This is a genomic window from Kitasatospora sp. NPDC023385 (genome assembly GCF_055664045.1).
In genome coordinates, this window is sequence record NZ_JBVOOL010000001.1 from 526,127 (window position 1) to 541,707 (window position 15,581).

Below are 15,581 nucleotides of genomic sequence, written 5' to 3' on the forward strand. Positions count from 1 at the left end.
GTTCGTCCATGACCGCACGATCGTGGCTTCGCCGTGCCCGGCGGGCGCTGGCGGCCGCGGGGACGGCCGCTGTGCTCGCCGTCGGCGTACTCACCGGCACCGCCACCCCCTCCCAGGCCGCCACCCAGGGGCCCTGCGACATCTACGCCGCCGGCGGCACCCCGTGCGTCGCCGCGCACAGCACCACCCGGGCGCTGTACGGCTCCTACCACGGCCCGCTGTACCAGCTGCGGCGCACATCGGACGGCGCGACCAAGGACATCGGCGTGCTGAGCACCGGCGGCTACGCCGACGCCGCCGCGCAGGACGCGTTCTGCGCCGGCACCGGCTGCGTCATCACCGCCCTCTACGACCAGTCCGGCAAGGGCAACCACCTCACCCAGGCGCTCGGGGGCCATTGGCCCGGGCCGGCCGCAGGTGGGAGCGACAACCTGGCCAACGCCTTCGAGGCGCCGGTCACGGTCGCCGGCCACAAGGCGTACGGCGTCTACGTGGCCCCCGGCACCGGCTACCGGAACAACCACACCAACGGCGTCGCGACCGGCGACCAGCCCGAGGGCATGTACGCCATCTTCGACGGGACGCACTTCAACGGCGGCTGCTGCTTCGACTACGGCAACGCCGAGACGAGCGGCAACGACGACGGCAACGGCACCATGGAGGCCCTGTACTTCGGCGACAGCAAGGGCTGGGGCTGGGGCAGCGGCAACGGCCCCTGGGTGATGGCCGACCTGGAGAACGGCCTGTTCTCCGGGGCCGACCCGCGCTACAACGCGGGCGACCCCAGCGTCGACAACCGGTTCCTGACCGCCATGCTCAAGGGCGGCCCGAACCAGTGGGCCATCCGCGGCGGCGACGCGCAGTCGGGTGGCCTGTCCACCTACTACAGCGGCGTACGACCCAACGCCCCCGGCTACAACCCGATGAAGAAGCAGGGCGCGATCATCCTCGGCATCGGCGGCGACAACAGCAACGCCAGCGCCGGCACCTTCTACGAAGGCGTCATGACCTCGGGCTACCCCTCCGACGCCACCGAGGGCGCCGTCCAGGCCAACATCACCGCCGCCGGGTACAACAGCGGCTCCACCGGCACCGGCTCCCTGACACCCGGCTCCCGGATCTCCCTGAAAGCCACCACCGCCTGCTGCACCTCCGACTACCTCCGCCACGACGACACCGACACCAAGGCCGTCATCTCCCCCGTCACCTCCTCCAGCTCGGCCACGGACAAGGCCGACGCCACCTGGATCGTCCGCACCGGCCTCGCCGACAGCAGCTGCCTGACGTTCGAGTCCGCGAACAAACCCGGCCAGTTCCTGCGCCACTCTGCCTTCGAGATCTACCTGGACGCCGACAACGGCGGCGGCACCTTCGCGCAGGACGCCACCTTCTGCCCCACCCCGGGCAACAGTGGGCAGGGGAACTCCTTCCGGTCGGCCAACTACCCCACGAAGTACCTCCGCCACTACGCCTACACCGCCTACATCGCCGGCAACGGCGGCTCCAACAGCTGGGACAACACCACCAGTTGGGCCGACGACACCAGTTGGCTGGTCGTCCAGCCCTGGGGCTGATCCACCGGGGCACGACCGCGCGCCCCACGGTCCGGTCGGCCGGTCGGCCGGTCGAGACCGAAACGCCCAGGACAGCAATGCCCCGCAGCCGCTGCCCCGCCCGCCCGTGCCCCTGGCACCGGGCCCGGGGGCAGCGGCCCGGGCGTTCCACCCTGCGCAAGGCCGCGGCCGGGCTCGCCGGGACCGCCGGGGCCGCCCTGTGGCAGCAACCGGTGGTCGTCGACAGCAGGTCGACGGCCGGCGCCCCGGTATGGTCCGCGCCGAGCGGGTAGACGCGGCGTCGGGCGGTCACCGTGGCCGCTCCGTGGCCCCAGGGAGGTCGACCATGGACCAGCCGTCGCGGGAACGCCCGCTGCATGACATGGGAGGCGCGATCGGACCGGCCGAGACGGCCGGCTCCCGAGACGAGCAGGGCGCCGAAGGCCCTGAGCGTCGACCGTCGCCCATCGGAAAGGGCGACACCCCGAACGTCGCGGGCAGCGCCGAACAGCAGCCGGAAATAGCCGAAGGGCCGGTCCCCGGCGTCCAGCCCGGCGAGGACACGGCCCGCAGCAGCAGCCGGCCGCCGACCGGGATCGACCCGCCGACCGGTACGGCCCTCCCCCGGGACGCGGCCGGCACCGCCGGCACCGGCACCGGCGAACCGCTGGAGCAGCAGTCGGAGCCCGAGCCCGGCAGCCACGACCCGGGAGCCTCGCCGGAGGACGAGGGCATCCCCGACCTCCAGGACGGCTCGCCCGCCCAGGAGTGGTCCGAGGATCCGCAGGTCCAGAGCGTGCCGGGGGACGCCCCGGTGGCCGCCGAATCCTTCGGCACGACCGGCGCCGAGCAGGCCCAGGGCGAGTCGCTGGACGACCGGCTCGCCCAGGAGGAGCCGGAGCCGGACCCCCGGACGGTGGTCTCCGGTCCGGCCGAGGAGGCCGCCGGACGGCTCGACCCGACCGACCGGCACAGCGACCTTCGCGCGTCGGCGACGGGCGACACCGCCGGCCTCTCCGCCGAGGAGGAGTCGGTCCGCATCCGCTGGGACACGGACCCGGCCACGGACCCGGCCGGCACGGGACGGCAGGAGCCGGGCGCCGGGGAGGACGCCATCGACCGACCGGGGGTGGAAACCCCCGCGAACGCGGCGCCGGACGGTCCCGAGGGCGCCGAGGGTGGTGAGGACGCCGAGGGCGACGTACCACCGCTCTGAGACCCGAAGCACGGGCCCCGGGGCACGGCCCCCGGCGAGCCGCTCCCTCGCCGCCGGGTGCCGCCGCGTGCCGAGCCGACGCGCCGATCAGACCCGCTGATCAGGCCCGTGGGCGCCCGTCCACCCGCGAAATGCCGACCCCCACGCCGGGGCGCCCCGCCTGCTCCGCGAGCGGCTGCACGCGCCCCTGCGGGTGCCCGCCGCCGGCCCCGCCGCCGGCCCGGTTCGCCGGCCCGAGCCGCCGCGACGGACGCCCCGACGGCCACGACAATGCGCGTGTTCGTTCGAACGGAGCAGGCGTACCACCCCCGCCGCCCCCGGGCGCCGCCCGGGCCCACGCGCCGTCCGCAGCGGCAGGTCAGCCGCCCTGCCGCCCCCGCGCCGGCGGCGGTGGCCGGGCCGGTGCCGCCGCCCGGCGGGGCGGCGGCGAAGCGGCCCCGGGCACGGCCGACCGAGTGGCGGGACGGTGAACGCCCGCCGAACCTGGACCGGAGCGAAGGACGCGGCGAATGCCGCGCCCGACGAGCGAGAGGACCCTCCATGGGAAGCCTGTCAACACCCCGCACACATGCTGTGGTGACCGGAGGAGCCGGCTTCGTCGGCTCCCACCTGTGTACGGAGCTCCTGGGGCTCGGCTACGACGTGACGTGCGTGGACGATTTCTGCACCGGTTCCCGGGCGAACGTCGAGCACCTGACGGGCCGGGCCGGTTTCGACCTCCGCGAGTCGGACGTGGGCGAGGCCCTGGACATCGACCGGCCCGTCGACTTCGTCTTCCACCTCGCGTCGCCCGCCTCGCCCGCCGACTACCTGCGGCTTCCGGTCCACACCCTGGAGGCGGGGAGCCTGGGAACCCGCAACGCCCTGGCGCTGGCCAGGCGCAACGGCGCGCGGTTCCTGCTCACCTCGACCTCGGAGGTCTACGGCGATCCGCTGCAGCACCCGCAGAGCGAGGGCTACTGGGGAAACGTCAACCCGGTCGGCCCGAGGAGCGTGTACGACGAGGCGAAGCGGTTCGCCGAGGCCTTGACAACCGCCGAGGCGAGCGCCGACGGCGTGGACACCGCGATCGTGCGGCTGTTCAACACCTACGGGCCCCGGATGCGCTCGCACGACGGACGGGCGGTGCCGACGTTCATCCGCCAGGCCCTGGCGGGTGAGCCGCTGACGGTCACCGGTGACGGCAGCCAGACGCGTTCGCTCACCTACGTCTCCGACACCGTCCGGGGCATTCTGGCGATGGCCCACTCCGACCTCACCGGGCCGGTGAACATCGGCAACGACACCGAGTTCACCATGGTGGAGCTGGCCCGGCTGGTCATCGAACTCACCGGCTCGTCGTCGACGATCGAGTTCATCGCCCGCCCCACCGACGACCCCGCCGTCAGGTGCCCGGACATCACCCTGGCCCGCGGGAAGCTCCGCTGGGAGCCGACCGTCCAGGCCCGGGAGGGCCTGGCCCAGACCATCGACTGGTTCCGCGGGCACCCCCGGGCGTGAGACCCCGCGTTCCCGAGCCCGACCCGCCGCCGCTCCCCCACGGCCACGGGGATCCGTCGCCGAACCGGAAGGCCATCACACTCCCATGCGCATCCTTGGTATCAACGCCCTCTTCCACGACCCGGCCGCAGCTCTCGTGATCGACGGCCGGACCGTCGCCGCAGCCGAGGAGGAGCGGTTCAGCCGCCGCAAACACGGCAAACGACCTCTGCCGTTCTCCGCCTGGGAGCTGCCCGAACAGGCGGCTCGCTGGTGTCTCGACCACGCCGGCATCCGCCCCGAGCAGCTCGACCTGGTGGGGTACTCCTTCGATCCGGCGCTCGCCCGGCCGGCCGACCAGCTGGGGCTGGACGACCCCTGGGACCACCTGCGGCTGACCTACGCCCGTGAGGCCCCGAACTTCCTCGCGGAGGCACTGCCCGGGCTGGACGCCGCCAAGGTGCGGTTCGTGCCGCACCACGTCGCGCACGCCGCGTCCGCCGCCTACGCGGCCGACGGCCGGTCCGACCCCTCCTCCGTCCTGGTGCTCGACGGGCGGGGCGAGGCGACGTCCCATCTGGCCGCCCGGCGGGTCGGCCGGGGGCTGGAAGGGCTGGCGGCCCAGTCGCTGCCGCACTCGCTCGGCCTGATGTACGAGGAGCTGACCCAGCACCTGGGGTTCCTCCGCTCGTCGGACGAGTACAAGGTGATGGCCATGGCCTCCTACGGGTCGCCGTCCATGGCGGAGGCGCTGCGCCGGCACGTCTACCCGACGGGCGACGGCGGCTTCCACGCCGTCGCGGTGCCCTGGAGCGAGTTCGCACCCGCGCTGCGGCCCGGGCAGGAGTGGACACCGCTCCACGCCGACCTCGCGTGTTCGGCGCAGCGGGTGCTCGAAGAGGTGCTGCTGGACCTGGTGCGCTGGCTGCACGGGCGCACCCACGACCGCCTGCTGACGCTGGCGGGCGGAGTGGCGCTGAACTGCGTCGCCAACGCGCGCATCGCCGCCGAGGGCCCGTTCGACCGGGTGTGGGTGCAGCCGGCCTCGGGGGACGCGGGTACCGCACTCGGCGCGGCGCTCCATCTGGCGGCCTCGGCGGGCGAGGAGACGGAGCCCATGGCCGGCGCGGATCTGGGCCGGGGCTGGTCCGATCGGGAGCTGGAGGCGTGGCTGCGCTCGGCGGCCGTCCCGTACGAGCGGCCCGACGACGTCGCGGCGGAGGTGGCGCAGGAGCTCGCCGCGGACGGCATCGTGGCGTGGTTCCAGGGCCGTTCCGAGTTCGGTCCGCGGGCGCTCGGCCACCGGTCCCTGCTCGCCCACCCGGGCCTGGTGGCCAACCTCGAGCGGCTGAACGACGTCAAGGGCCGGGAGCAGTTCCGCCCGGTCGCGCCGATGGTCCTCGCCGACCGCGCCCCGAAGATCTTCACCGGGCAGCACCCGAGCCCGTACATGCTGTTCGTCCACGAGGTCGCTCCCGAGTGGCGCGAGCGGATCCCGGCGGTGGTCCACGTGGACGGCACCGCCAGGATCCAGAGCGTCGACCCGGCGGCCGACCCGTTGACGGCGCGGATGCTGGAGCGGTTCGAGCTGCTGACCGGCCTGCCGGTGGTCGTCAACACCAGCCTCAACACGGCGGGCCGGCCGATGGTCGACGACGTCCGCGACGCGCTGGAGTGCTTCGGCTCCGCGCCGATCGACCTGCTCGCGCTCGGCCCGTTCGTCGTGCGGCGCGGCGCGATGTTCGCCGGCTCCGCCTCGCCGGGGGTGCGGTCGTGAACGGCGCTCGCGGTGCCTCCTACGCCGTGGTCATCCCCACCCTCGGCCGGCCGAGCCTCGCCGTCACGCTGGCCGCCCTCGCCGAGGCGCAGGGTCCGGCGCCGGAGCGGATCGTGCTGGCGGACGACCGGCCGCTGAGCGACTGCGGGCCGCTCGACGTCGAGATCCCCCCGTCGCTGCGCGACCGGGTCAGCGTCGTGGCTTCCTGCGGCCGCGGCCCGGCGGCGGCCCGCAACGCCGGTTGGCGGAGCGTCCCGCAGGAGTGGATCGCCTTCCTGGACGACGACACCGTCCCCGGCCCGACGTGGGCGGCCGACCTGGCCGTGGACCTCGCCGGGTGCGGGCCCCGCACCGGAGGCAGCCAGGGCCGGATCGTGGTGCCGCTGGAGCCCGGTGCGCGGCCCACCGACTGGCAGCGGTCCACCGCCGGTCTCGCCGACTCGTCGTGGATCACCGCGGACATGGCCTACCGCCGCTGCGTCCTGGAGCAGGTCGGCGGCTTCGACGAGCGCTTCGGGCGGGCCTTCCGGGAGGACGCGGACCTGGCACTGCGCGTGCTCGACGCGGGCTGGCAGCTCACCCGCGGAGGCCGTACGACCCGCCACCCCGTCCGGCCGGCGGACCGCTGGGTGTCCGTGCGCCAGCAGGCGGGCAACGCGGACGACGTCCTGATGAACCGGCTGCACGGCCGGAGCTGGTGGGGCCGGGCCGAGGCCCCCCGCGGCCGGCTGCCGCGACACCTGGCGATCACCGCCTGCCTCGTCGGCGCGGCCGCCGCGGGGCTGGCCCGGCGCCCTCGGACGGCCGCGGCGCTGGCGGGGCTCTGGCTGGCCGGGACCGGGGAGTTCGCCCTGGCCAGGATCGCCCCCGGGCCGCGCCTCGCCGATGAGGTCAGGACGATGCTGCTGACCAGCGCGCTCATCCCGCCCGCCGCCAGCTACCACTGGGCCCGGGGCCGACTGCGCCACCGGCGGGTCGCGCCGTGGCCGCCCGCCCCGGCGCCCGGTGCCGGCGAGCCGCCCCCCACCCACACCGAAGAACCGACTCACGCCGAAGAACCGACCCACGCGCGGGCTGCCGAGGCGCAGGCTGCCGACGGGCGGGCCGACCGATGAGGGTCCTCGTCGTACGCCTGGACAGTGCCGGTGACGTCCTGCTGGCCGGCCCGGCCGTGCGGGCCGTCGCGGAAGGCTCCCGGCACGTCGCCGTGCTGTGCGGGCCCGAGGGCGCCCCGGCGGCCCGGCTGCTGCCCGGCGTCGACCGGACCATCGTCTGGGAGGCCCCGTGGGTGGGCTTCGATCCGCCTCCCGTCGTCCCCGAGGACGTCCACGGGCTCGTGCGACTGCTCGCCGAACAGCGTTTCGACCAGGCGCTCGTCCTCACCTCCTTCCACCAGAGCCCGCTGCCCACGGCCCTGCTGCTGCGGCTCGCCGGTATCGGCCGGATCGCCGCCGCCAGCGAGGACTACCCGGGTGCCCTGCTCGATCTGCGCCACCGCCTCGCCCCCGGGCGCCACGAGGCGGAGGCCGGTCTCGACCTGGCCGTGGCCGCGGGGTTCGCGCTCGCCCCGCACGACGACGGCCGGCTGCGCGTCCTGCCCCCGCCCGACGCCCGCGGGCTCACCGGCCCGGGGCCGTACGTCGTCGTCCACCCCGGCGCGGCGGTGCCCGCCCGGGCCGCCGGGCCCGCGGTGGCCGCCGCCGCCGTACGGGCGCTGGCCGCGGCGGGACGCCGGGTCGTCGTCACCGGCGGTCCGGCGGAGAAGGCGCTCACCGCCGAGGTCGCGGGGCACCACGCCCTGGATCTCGGCGGCCGTACCGACCTGGAGGCCCTCGGCGGCGTCCTGGCCGCGGCGGACGCCGTCGTGGTGGGCAACACCGGCCCCGCGCACCTGGCCGCCGCCGTCGGCACCCCGGTGGTCAGCCTGTTCGCGCCGGTCGTACCGGCGGACCGGTGGCGGCCGTTCGGCGTGCCGCACCTGCTCCTCGGACGGCAGGACGCGCCGTGCGCCGGAAGTCGCGCCCGGGTCTGTCCGGTCGAGGGCCACCCCTGTCTGGACACGCTCACCGGCTCGCAGATCGCCGAGGCGGTCTCCCGGTTGACCGCTCCGGCCCCTGCTCCGGCCGCTGTCGCGGGCCGGTGCGCGGATCCCGTGCCGGTGCCGCCACGGCCCGCGGCCGGGTCGGCCGGGAACGTCGGGAACACCGGGACGGCCGGGAACACCGGGACGGCCGGGAACATCGGGAACGTCGGGAAGATCGGGACGGTCGGGAAGATCGGGTCGGTCGGGAAGGTGACGTCATGAGAATCCTGCTGTGGCACGTGCACGGCTCCTGGACCACCGCGTTCGTCCAGGGTCCGCACACCTACCTGGTGCCGGTCCTGCCCGACCGGGGCCCGGACGGCCTCGGCCGCGCCCGGACCTTCGACTGGCCCGCGAACGTGGTCGAGCTGACCCCGCAGGAGCTCCGCTCCACCGACGTCGACCTGGTGGTCCTCCAGCGCCCGCACGAGGCGCCGCTCGCCGCCCGCTGGCTGGGCCGCACGCCCGGTCGGGACGTCCCGGCGGTCTACCTGGAGCACAACAGCCCGCACGGCGCCGTCCCCGACACCCGCCACCCGATGGCGGACCGGGACGACGTGGTCGTCGTCCACGTGACCCACTTCAACCGGCTGTTCTGGGACTGCGGGCGCACCCGCACCGAAGTGATCGAGCACGGCATCGTCGACCCCGGCCACCAGTACACCGGTGTGGTCGGGAGTGCGGCCGTGGTGGTGAACGATCCCGTCCGCCGCGGCCGCACGACCGGCACGGACCTGCTGCCCCGCTTCGCGCGGGAGGGCCCGTTGGACGTGTTCGGCATGGGCACGGCCGGGCTCGCCGCCCACCTCGGCCTGCCGACGGACCGCTGCCGGGTGGCCGAACTGCCGCAGTCCCGGCTGCACGCCGAGATGGCACGCCGGCGGCTCTACCTGCACCCGGTGCGCTGGACCTCGCTCGGGCTCTCGCTGCTGGAGGCCATGCACCTGGGCATGCCGGTGGTCGCCCTGGCCACCACCGAGGTGACCCAGGCCGTACCGCCCGGCTCGGGAGTGGTCTCCACCGACCCCGACGTCCTGGCCGGGGCCGTCCGCCGCTACCTCGCGGACCCGGCCGCCGCCGCCGACGACGGCCGACGGGCGCGCCAGGCCGCGCTCGGGCGCTACGGGCTGAAGCGGTTCCTGGGCGACTGGGAGCGTCTGATAGATGAGGTGACACAGTGACCGGACAGCTGAAGGTCTCCCTGGTCTCCGAACACGCCAGTCCGCTGGCGGTGCTCGGCGGCGTGGACGCGGGCGGCCAGAACGTCCACGTCGCCGCGCTCGCCGGCGCCCTCGCCGACCTCGGCCACCAGGTCGTCGTGCACACCCGGCGCGACTCCCCCGACCTGGCCGACGAGGTCGTGATGCGACCGGGCGTCACCGTCCACCATGTGGCCGCCGGCCCGCCCCGCCCCGTCCCCAAGGACCAACTCCTGCCGTACATGGCGGAGTTCGGCGACGTACTGGCGGCCTACTGGGCCCGCCGCAGACCGGACGTCGTGCACTCGCACTTCTGGATGTCGGGTCTGGCCGCCCTGCGCGGGGCGCGCCGCCTGGGGATACCCGTCGCCCACACCTACCACGCGCTGGGCACGGTCAAGCGCCGGCACCAGGGCGCCGAGGACACCAGCCCCGCGCAGCGCATCGCCCTGGAGGCGCACCTCGGCCGCACGGCCGCGCGGGTGATCGCCACCTGCAGCGACGAGGTGACCGAACTCCTCGCCATGGACGTGCCCGCGGACCGCATCAGGGTCGTGCCGTGCGGCGTCGACCACCGGCGTTTCAGTCCGCAGGGGGAGACGGCGCCGCGGACCGCTCCGCACCGGCTGCTCGCCGTGGGGCGGCTCGTGCCGCGCAAGGGCGGCGCGACCGCCCTGGAGGCGCTCGCCCACCTGCCCCGCACCGAACTCGTGATCGCCGGGGGCCCGCCGGCCGACCGGCTCGGCACCGACCCGGAGGGCCGGCGCCTGCGGTCACTGGCCGCCGACCTGGGCCTGACGGACCGCCTGGTGCTGCTGGGCGGTGTGCCCAGCACCCGGATGCCGGCCCTGCTGCGCAGCGCGGACCTGGTGGTCTGCCCGGCCTGGTACGAGCCGTTCGGCATCGTCCCGTTGGAGGCGATGGCCTGCGGGGTGCCGGTGGTCGCCACGGCGGTCGGCGGGCACCTCGACACGGTGGCCGACGGCCGGACGGGTCTGCTCGTGCCCGCCGGATCCGGTGCGGCGCTCGCCGCCGCCGCCACCGAACTGCTCCGCGACCCCCTGCTCCGGCGCACCTACGGCGCCGCCGGACGGCGGCGCGTCCTCGCCTTCTACGGCTGGGACCGCGTCGCCGCGGGCACCGAGAAGGTCTATCAGGAGATGGTGCGACCGACCGGCCCGGCCCTGCCGCTGCGGGTCCGCACCGGGGCACCCGTCCGCACACCGTCAGGAGGACTGTGATGAGCGCGCACTCCCACGACTCGGCGCACGACCTCGAACAGGCGGCGCGGCACTGCGCGGCACTGGAGCGCGCGGTACGGACGCTGCGCGGCGACCAGCTGCCGCTGCTCACCGGGTGGGGCCAGGCCCTGGCCGGCCTGCTGTCGGCCGGGGGGCGGCTGCTGGCCGCGGGCAACGGCGGCAGCGCCGCCCAGGCCCAGCACCTGACCGCCGAACTGGTCGGGCGCTACCGCGGCGAACGCCCCGCCTTCTCGGCGATCTCGCTCCATGCCGAGACGTCCTCGCTGACCGCGATCGGCAACGACTACGGCTTCCAGGAGGTGTACGCCCGGCAGGTGTCCGCGCACGGCAGGCCCGGTGACGTCCTGGTCCTGATGTCGACCTCCGGCCGCAGCCCCAACCTGCTCAGGGCCGCCGACGTCGCCCGGGCCGGCGGGCTCGGGGTCTGGGCGATGACCGGCCCGGCGCCCAACCCGCTGGCCGGGCGGGCGGACGAGACCCTCGCGGTGGCCGGCGAGACGGCCGCCACCGTCCAGGAGGTGCACCTGACGGCGCTGCACCTGCTGTGCGAGGCCTTCGACGCGGCACTGGCCCGCCGCGACGGCGAGCACCGCGGCGATCACCGAAGCGAGCACCGCGGCGCCGCCGACAGCGCCGCCGACAGCGCTGCGCGCGTCCGGCCGGCCGGGGAGGTCGCATGAGCGGGCCCATCGTCGTGGTGGGCGACAGCCTGCTCGACGTCGACATCGACGGCACGGCCACCCGGCTGGCCCCCGACGCGCCCGTCCCGGTGGTCGACGCCGACACGGAGCACAGCCGGCCCGGCGGCGCCGCCCTCGCCGCCGTGCTGGCGGCCCGCACCGGACAGGAGGTGGTCCTGCTCACCGCGCTGGGACGGGGAGAGGCCTCGGTGGCGCTACGGCACCGGCTCGCCGGGCGGGTCCGGCTCGCCGAGATCCCGCTGGAGGGCGACATCCCCGTCAAGACCCGGATCCGGGTGGACGGCAGGCCCCTCCTGCGGATCGACCGGGGCGGCGGCAGCCCCGGCCCGCCGGGCGACGACGCCCGGCGGCTGCTCGACTCGGCCGGCGCGGTCCTGGTGGCGGACTACGGCAGGGGCGTGGCCGGAGCGCTCGGGCCGCTGCTGGCCGCGGCCGCCCGCCGGCGCCCCCTGGTCTGGGATCCCCACCCGCGCGGCAGCACCCCCGTCCTCGGTGCGCGGCTGGTCACGCCCAACGCCGCCGAGGCCCGGTCGATGGCGGCCCCGCTCGACCCGGGCCGGGCCGACGGGCACCGGCTCGCCGACCACACCCGGCACGCCGCCCTCCTCGCCCGGCACTGGCGGGCCGCGGCGGTGGCCGTCACCCTGGGCCCGCGGGGCGCCCTGCTCAGCCGCGGGACCGACAGCCCGATCCTGCTTCCCGCGCCCTACGCGGCGGACGGGGATCCGTGCGGCGCCGGCGACTGCTTCGCCGCCTTCGCGACCGCGGCCCTGGCGCGGGGCGCGATCGTCGAGGAGGCGGTCCACAGCGGGGTGGTCGCCGCGACCGAGTTCGTCGCCCGGGGCGGCGCCGGCGCGACCGCGCTCCCGCCTGCCGCGGGCCACCCCCACGACGGCCAGCCGGCGGGCCACCCCCACGACGGCCGGCCCGCGGACCCCGCGGCCCTGGCGGCGGCCGTCCGCGCCCGCGGCGGCACCGTGGTCGCCACCGGCGGCTGCTTCGACCTGCTGCACGCCGGCCACGTCGGCCTGCTGGAGTCGGCGGCCCGCCTGGGGGACTGCCTCATCGTCTGCCTCAACTCCGACGCCTCCGTCCGACGGCTGAAGGGCCCGACCCGGCCGCTCAACCCCGTCGGCGACCGGGCCAGGGTGCTCGCGGGCCTCGGCTGCGTCGACGCCGTCGCCGTCTTCGACGAGGACACCCCCGACGACGTCCTCCGGACGCTGCGCCCGCACGTCTGGGTGAAGGGCGGCGACTACACCGTCGACTCCCTGCCGGAGGCCGACGTCCTCGCCGGGTGGGGCGGCCACGCGCTCGTGCTGCCGTACCTGAGCGGCCGGTCCACCACCGCCCTCGCCGACCGCGCCGCTGCCGCGCAGCCCGCCCGGGAAAGCGCATGAGCCAGGCGGACCAGCCACCGCGGATCCTCGTCCTGCGCGCCCTGGGCCTCGGCGACCTGCTCACCGGGGTGCCGGCGCTGCGCGCCCTCCGCCGCCACCACCCCGGCCACGAGCTGGTCCTGGCCGCCCCCGCCCGGCTCGCCCCGGCGGTGGCGGCCACCGGCTGCGCGGACCGGCTGCTGGCCACCTCCGCCCCCGGCCGCGAGGTGCCCCGCCGACTCGCCTGGGACGCCCCGCCGCCCGCCCTGGCCGTCGACCTGCACGGCAACGGCGAGGACAGCCGCCGCCCCCTGCGGGCACTGCGCCCGGCCCGCCTGATCGGCTTCGACCCGCCGGCCGGCGACCGCCCCGCCGGGGCCGCCTGGCGCGAGAACGAGCACGAACGGGACCGCTGGTGCCGGCTGCTCCGCTGCCACGGCATCCCCGCCGACCCCGGCGACCTGCGGATCCCCCACCCGACCGGGCCCTCGGAAGCCCCCGGGGCCGTGGTCCTGCACCCCGGCGCCGACGCGCCGGCGCGCCGCTGGCCGGCCGCGCGCTTCGCGGCGGTGGCGCGCGAACTGCGCCGCTGCGGGCGACCGGTGGTCGTCACCGCCGGCGCGGGGGAAGGCGGGCTCGCCCGCGAGGTGGCCGCGATGGCCGGCCTGCCTCCGGCGGCGGTGGTCGGCGGCACCTCGGACGTGCCGTTCGACCGCCTCGCCGCCCTCGTCGCGCACGCCGCCGCCGTGGTCGCCGGGGACACCGGCCCGGCCCACCTGGCCACCGCCTTCGGCACGCCCTCCGTCACCCTCTTCGGCCCCGTCTCGCCCGAGCTCTGGGGCCCTCCGGCGTGCGCCCGGCACCGGGTCCTCTGGCGCCCGGACGCCACCGACGGCCTCCGGCCCGGCGACGCCCACGGCGCGTCCCCCGACCCCCGGCTGCTGCGGATCGGCCCCGACGACGTGCTCTTCGAGCTGGACGCCCTGCTCCGCCCCGGCGGGACAGGCAGCGCCGGCCATACCGTCGGTCCCGCACACGGCCGGCCGGGAGGTGACGGCGACCCATGCGCCACCCTCCCCCGCTAGCCGGCCCCCGGGTCGGCGTCGTGATCATCACCCGCAACCGCCGGCAACGCCTGCTGCACACCCTCGACCAGCTCCAGAAACTGCCCGAGACGCCGCCGGTGCTCGTCGTGGACAACGCCTCCGAGGACGGCACACCGGCCGCCGTCCGCCAGCACCACCCCGCCGTGCTGGTGCGCGAACTGCGCCGCAATCGGGGCGCCGTGGCGAGGAACCTGGGCGTCGAACAACTCGGCACCCCCTACGTGGCCTTCAGCGACGACGACTCCTGGTGGCAGCCCGGCGCCCTCTCCCTGGCCGCCGACCTCTTCGACCGGCACCCCCGGCTGGGGCTGATCTCCGCCACCACCCGGGTCGGGCCCGACAGCCGGCCCGACCCCCTCGACCACTTCCTCGCCGCCTCCCCGCTCGGCACGGCCCCCGACCTGCCCGGGCCGTCCGTGCTCGGCTTCCTCGCCTGCGCCAGCGTCGTCCGCCGCACGGCGTTCCTCCAGGTGGGGGGCTTCCACCCGGTACTCCAGTTCGGCGGGGAGGAGACCCTGCTGGCGCTCGACCTGGCCGCCGCGGGCTGGGGCGTCACCCACTGCCCGGGCGTCGTCGCCCACCACCACCCGGACCCCGGCCCCCGGCCCGGCCGGGTCGTCCGGATGCGCCGCAACGAACTGCTGACCTGCTGGCTGCGCCGGCCCTGGCCCCGCGTCGCCCGGCAGCTCACCGACCTCGTCCGCGACGCGACCCGGGATCCGCAGGCCGCCCGCGCGCTCGCCGCCGCACTCCCCCGGCTGCCCGCCGCCCTCGCCGAGCGCCGGCCGCTGCCTGCGGCGGTCGAGGAATCCGTGGCCCGCCTCGAACGGGCCGCGCCACCCGCCCAGGAGCCGATGTGACCGACCCGCGAACCGGCGTCGCCGTGATCACCCACAACCGCCGCGACGAACTCCTGCACACCCTCGACCGGCTCGCCCGCCTGCCCGAGAAACCGCCCGTCGTGGTCGTCGACAACGCCTCCGCCGACCGCACCGCCGACGCCGTCCGCCACCACCACCCCGAGGTCCGCCTGCTCACCCCGGGCCGCAACCTCGGCGCCTGCGGCCGCAACCTCGCCGCGCGCGAATTCGACTGCCGCTACCTGGCGTTCAGCGACGACGACACCTGGTGGGAGCCCGGCTCGCTGCGCGCCGCCGCCGATCTGCTGGACGCCCACCCGGACGTGGCCACCGTCACCGCCCGGATCCTCGTCGACGATCCGGCCGAGCCCGGCCGACCGCCCACGGAGGACCCGATCGTGGCCGAGCTGCGCGACTCCCCCCTGCCGGCCCCGGCCGGCCTGCCCGGCCCCGCCCTCGGCTCCTTCCTCGCCGGTGCCACCGTCGTCCGGCTGTCCGCCTTCCGGGCGGCCGGCGGCTTCTCCCCCCGGCTCTGGCTGGGCGGCGAGGAGGAACTGCTCGCCCACGACCTCGCCTCGGCCGGCTGGTGGCTCGTCTACGGCCCCCACCTCACCGTCCACCACCGGCCGTCGCCCCTGCGCGATCCGACGCTCAGGCGCCGCCACGGGATCCGGAACACCCTGTGGACGACCTGGCTCCGCCGCCCGCCCGCCACCGTCCTGCGCCGCACCGCGCACCTGGCCCGCACCGTCCCGCGGGACGCCGTCTCCGTGCGGGCCTTCGCCGAGGCCGCCGCCGGCCTGCCCTGGGTCCTGCGGGAGCGGCGGAGGCTGCCGAGCCGCGTCGAGTACGGGCTGCGCCTGCTGGAACGGCCCCAGCGGGCCTCGACCGCCCGCCGCTACGTCGGCTGAGCGGAGGCCGCGACGGCCGCCCGGCCAAGCCGGGCGCGACGGACGTCACGAGGTT

12 protein-coding genes and 1 pseudogene are annotated in these 15,581 nt (G+C 76.5%); all 13 read left to right on the forward strand.

What is annotated here, in order from left to right; genetic code table 11:
- Positions 1-8: 8 nt before the first annotated feature.
- The 13 genes and pseudogenes from AC0B61_RS02320 to AC0B61_RS02380 all read left to right on the forward strand — a co-directional run bounded on the left by AC0B61_RS02320 (position 9) and on the right by AC0B61_RS02380 (position 15,526).
- On the forward strand, positions 9-1,574 hold the full coding sequence (locus tag AC0B61_RS02320; RefSeq protein ID WP_471738700.1) for an alpha-L-arabinofuranosidase B: 1,566 nt from the start codon (positions 9-11) through the stop codon (positions 1,572-1,574).
- A gap of 325 nt (positions 1,575-1,899) precedes the next feature.
- Positions 1,900-2,769, forward strand: a complete 870-nt coding sequence (locus AC0B61_RS02325) for a hypothetical protein (protein ID WP_471738701.1) — start codon at positions 1,900-1,902, stop codon at positions 2,767-2,769.
- 540 nt (positions 2,770-3,309) lie between these two features.
- Complete coding sequence (locus AC0B61_RS02330) at positions 3,310-4,269, forward strand: UDP-glucuronic acid decarboxylase family protein (protein ID WP_471738702.1); 960 nt, start codon at positions 3,310-3,312, stop codon at positions 4,267-4,269.
- Between the two features lie 85 nt (positions 4,270-4,354).
- The gene (locus AC0B61_RS02335) at positions 4,355-6,025 is read left to right on the forward strand and encodes a carbamoyltransferase family protein (protein ID WP_471738703.1); all 1,671 of its coding nucleotides are present in this window, start codon (positions 4,355-4,357) and stop codon (positions 6,023-6,025) included.
- Positions 6,022-7,140 carry a glycosyltransferase family 2 protein gene (locus AC0B61_RS02340; protein WP_471738704.1) on the forward strand — a complete coding sequence of 373 codons (1,119 nt, stop codon included), beginning with the start codon at positions 6,022-6,024 and terminating at the stop codon, positions 7,138-7,140. Before AC0B61_RS02335 ends, AC0B61_RS02340 begins: the two co-directional genes overlap by 4 nt.
- A pseudogene (locus AC0B61_RS02345) lies at positions 7,137-8,132 on the forward strand (glycosyltransferase family 9 protein); the annotation flags it as partial. The gene AC0B61_RS02340 and the pseudogene AC0B61_RS02345, both read left to right, overlap by 4 nt.
- Positions 8,133-8,326: 194 nt before the next feature.
- Complete coding sequence (locus AC0B61_RS02350) at positions 8,327-9,289, forward strand: glycosyltransferase (protein WP_471738705.1); 963 nt, start codon at positions 8,327-8,329, stop codon at positions 9,287-9,289.
- A complete protein-coding gene (locus AC0B61_RS02355) occupies positions 9,286-10,548 on the forward strand; it encodes a glycosyltransferase (protein ID WP_471738706.1) in 1,263 nt (420 codons plus the stop codon). The genes AC0B61_RS02350 and AC0B61_RS02355 overlap by 4 nt, the downstream gene beginning before the upstream one ends.
- Positions 10,548-11,249 carry a D-sedoheptulose-7-phosphate isomerase gene (locus tag AC0B61_RS02360; protein ID WP_471738707.1) on the forward strand — a complete coding sequence of 234 codons (702 nt, stop codon included), beginning with the start codon at positions 10,548-10,550 and terminating at the stop codon, positions 11,247-11,249. Before AC0B61_RS02355 ends, AC0B61_RS02360 begins: the two co-directional genes overlap by 1 nt.
- Complete coding sequence (rfaE2, locus tag AC0B61_RS02365) at positions 11,246-12,670, forward strand: D-glycero-beta-D-manno-heptose 1-phosphate adenylyltransferase (protein WP_471738708.1); 1,425 nt, start codon at positions 11,246-11,248, stop codon at positions 12,668-12,670. Before AC0B61_RS02360 ends, rfaE2 begins: the two co-directional genes overlap by 4 nt.
- Positions 12,667-13,734 carry a glycosyltransferase family 9 protein gene (locus AC0B61_RS02370; RefSeq protein WP_471738709.1) on the forward strand — a complete coding sequence of 356 codons (1,068 nt, stop codon included), beginning with the start codon at positions 12,667-12,669 and terminating at the stop codon, positions 13,732-13,734. The genes rfaE2 and AC0B61_RS02370 overlap by 4 nt, the downstream gene beginning before the upstream one ends.
- Complete coding sequence (locus tag AC0B61_RS02375) at positions 13,713-14,615, forward strand: glycosyltransferase family 2 protein (protein ID WP_471738710.1); 903 nt, start codon at positions 13,713-13,715, stop codon at positions 14,613-14,615. Before AC0B61_RS02370 ends, AC0B61_RS02375 begins: the two co-directional genes overlap by 22 nt.
- Complete coding sequence (locus AC0B61_RS02380; RefSeq protein WP_471738711.1) at positions 14,612-15,526, forward strand: glycosyltransferase family 2 protein; 915 nt, start codon at positions 14,612-14,614, stop codon at positions 15,524-15,526. Before AC0B61_RS02375 ends, AC0B61_RS02380 begins: the two co-directional genes overlap by 4 nt.
- The last annotated feature ends 55 nt before the right edge of the window (positions 15,527-15,581 follow it).

Coding starts and splice junctions, on each gene's coding strand:
- AC0B61_RS02320 (WP_471738700.1), top strand. CDS start 9: ATGACCGCACGATCGTGGCTTCGCCGTGCCCGGCGGGCGCTGGCGGCC.
- AC0B61_RS02325 (WP_471738701.1), top strand. CDS start 1,900: ATGGACCAGCCGTCGCGGGAACGCCCGCTGCATGACATGGGAGGCGCG.
- AC0B61_RS02330 (WP_471738702.1), top strand. CDS start 3,310: ATGGGAAGCCTGTCAACACCCCGCACACATGCTGTGGTGACCGGAGGA.
- AC0B61_RS02335 (WP_471738703.1), top strand. CDS start 4,355: ATGCGCATCCTTGGTATCAACGCCCTCTTCCACGACCCGGCCGCAGCT.
- AC0B61_RS02350 (WP_471738705.1), top strand. CDS start 8,327: ATGAGAATCCTGCTGTGGCACGTGCACGGCTCCTGGACCACCGCGTTC.
- AC0B61_RS02360 (WP_471738707.1), top strand. CDS start 10,548: ATGAGCGCGCACTCCCACGACTCGGCGCACGACCTCGAACAGGCGGCG.
- rfaE2 (WP_471738708.1), top strand. CDS start 11,246: ATGAGCGGGCCCATCGTCGTGGTGGGCGACAGCCTGCTCGACGTCGAC.
- AC0B61_RS02370 (WP_471738709.1), top strand. CDS start 12,667: ATGAGCCAGGCGGACCAGCCACCGCGGATCCTCGTCCTGCGCGCCCTG.
- AC0B61_RS02375 (WP_471738710.1), top strand. CDS start 13,713: ATGCGCCACCCTCCCCCGCTAGCCGGCCCCCGGGTCGGCGTCGTGATC.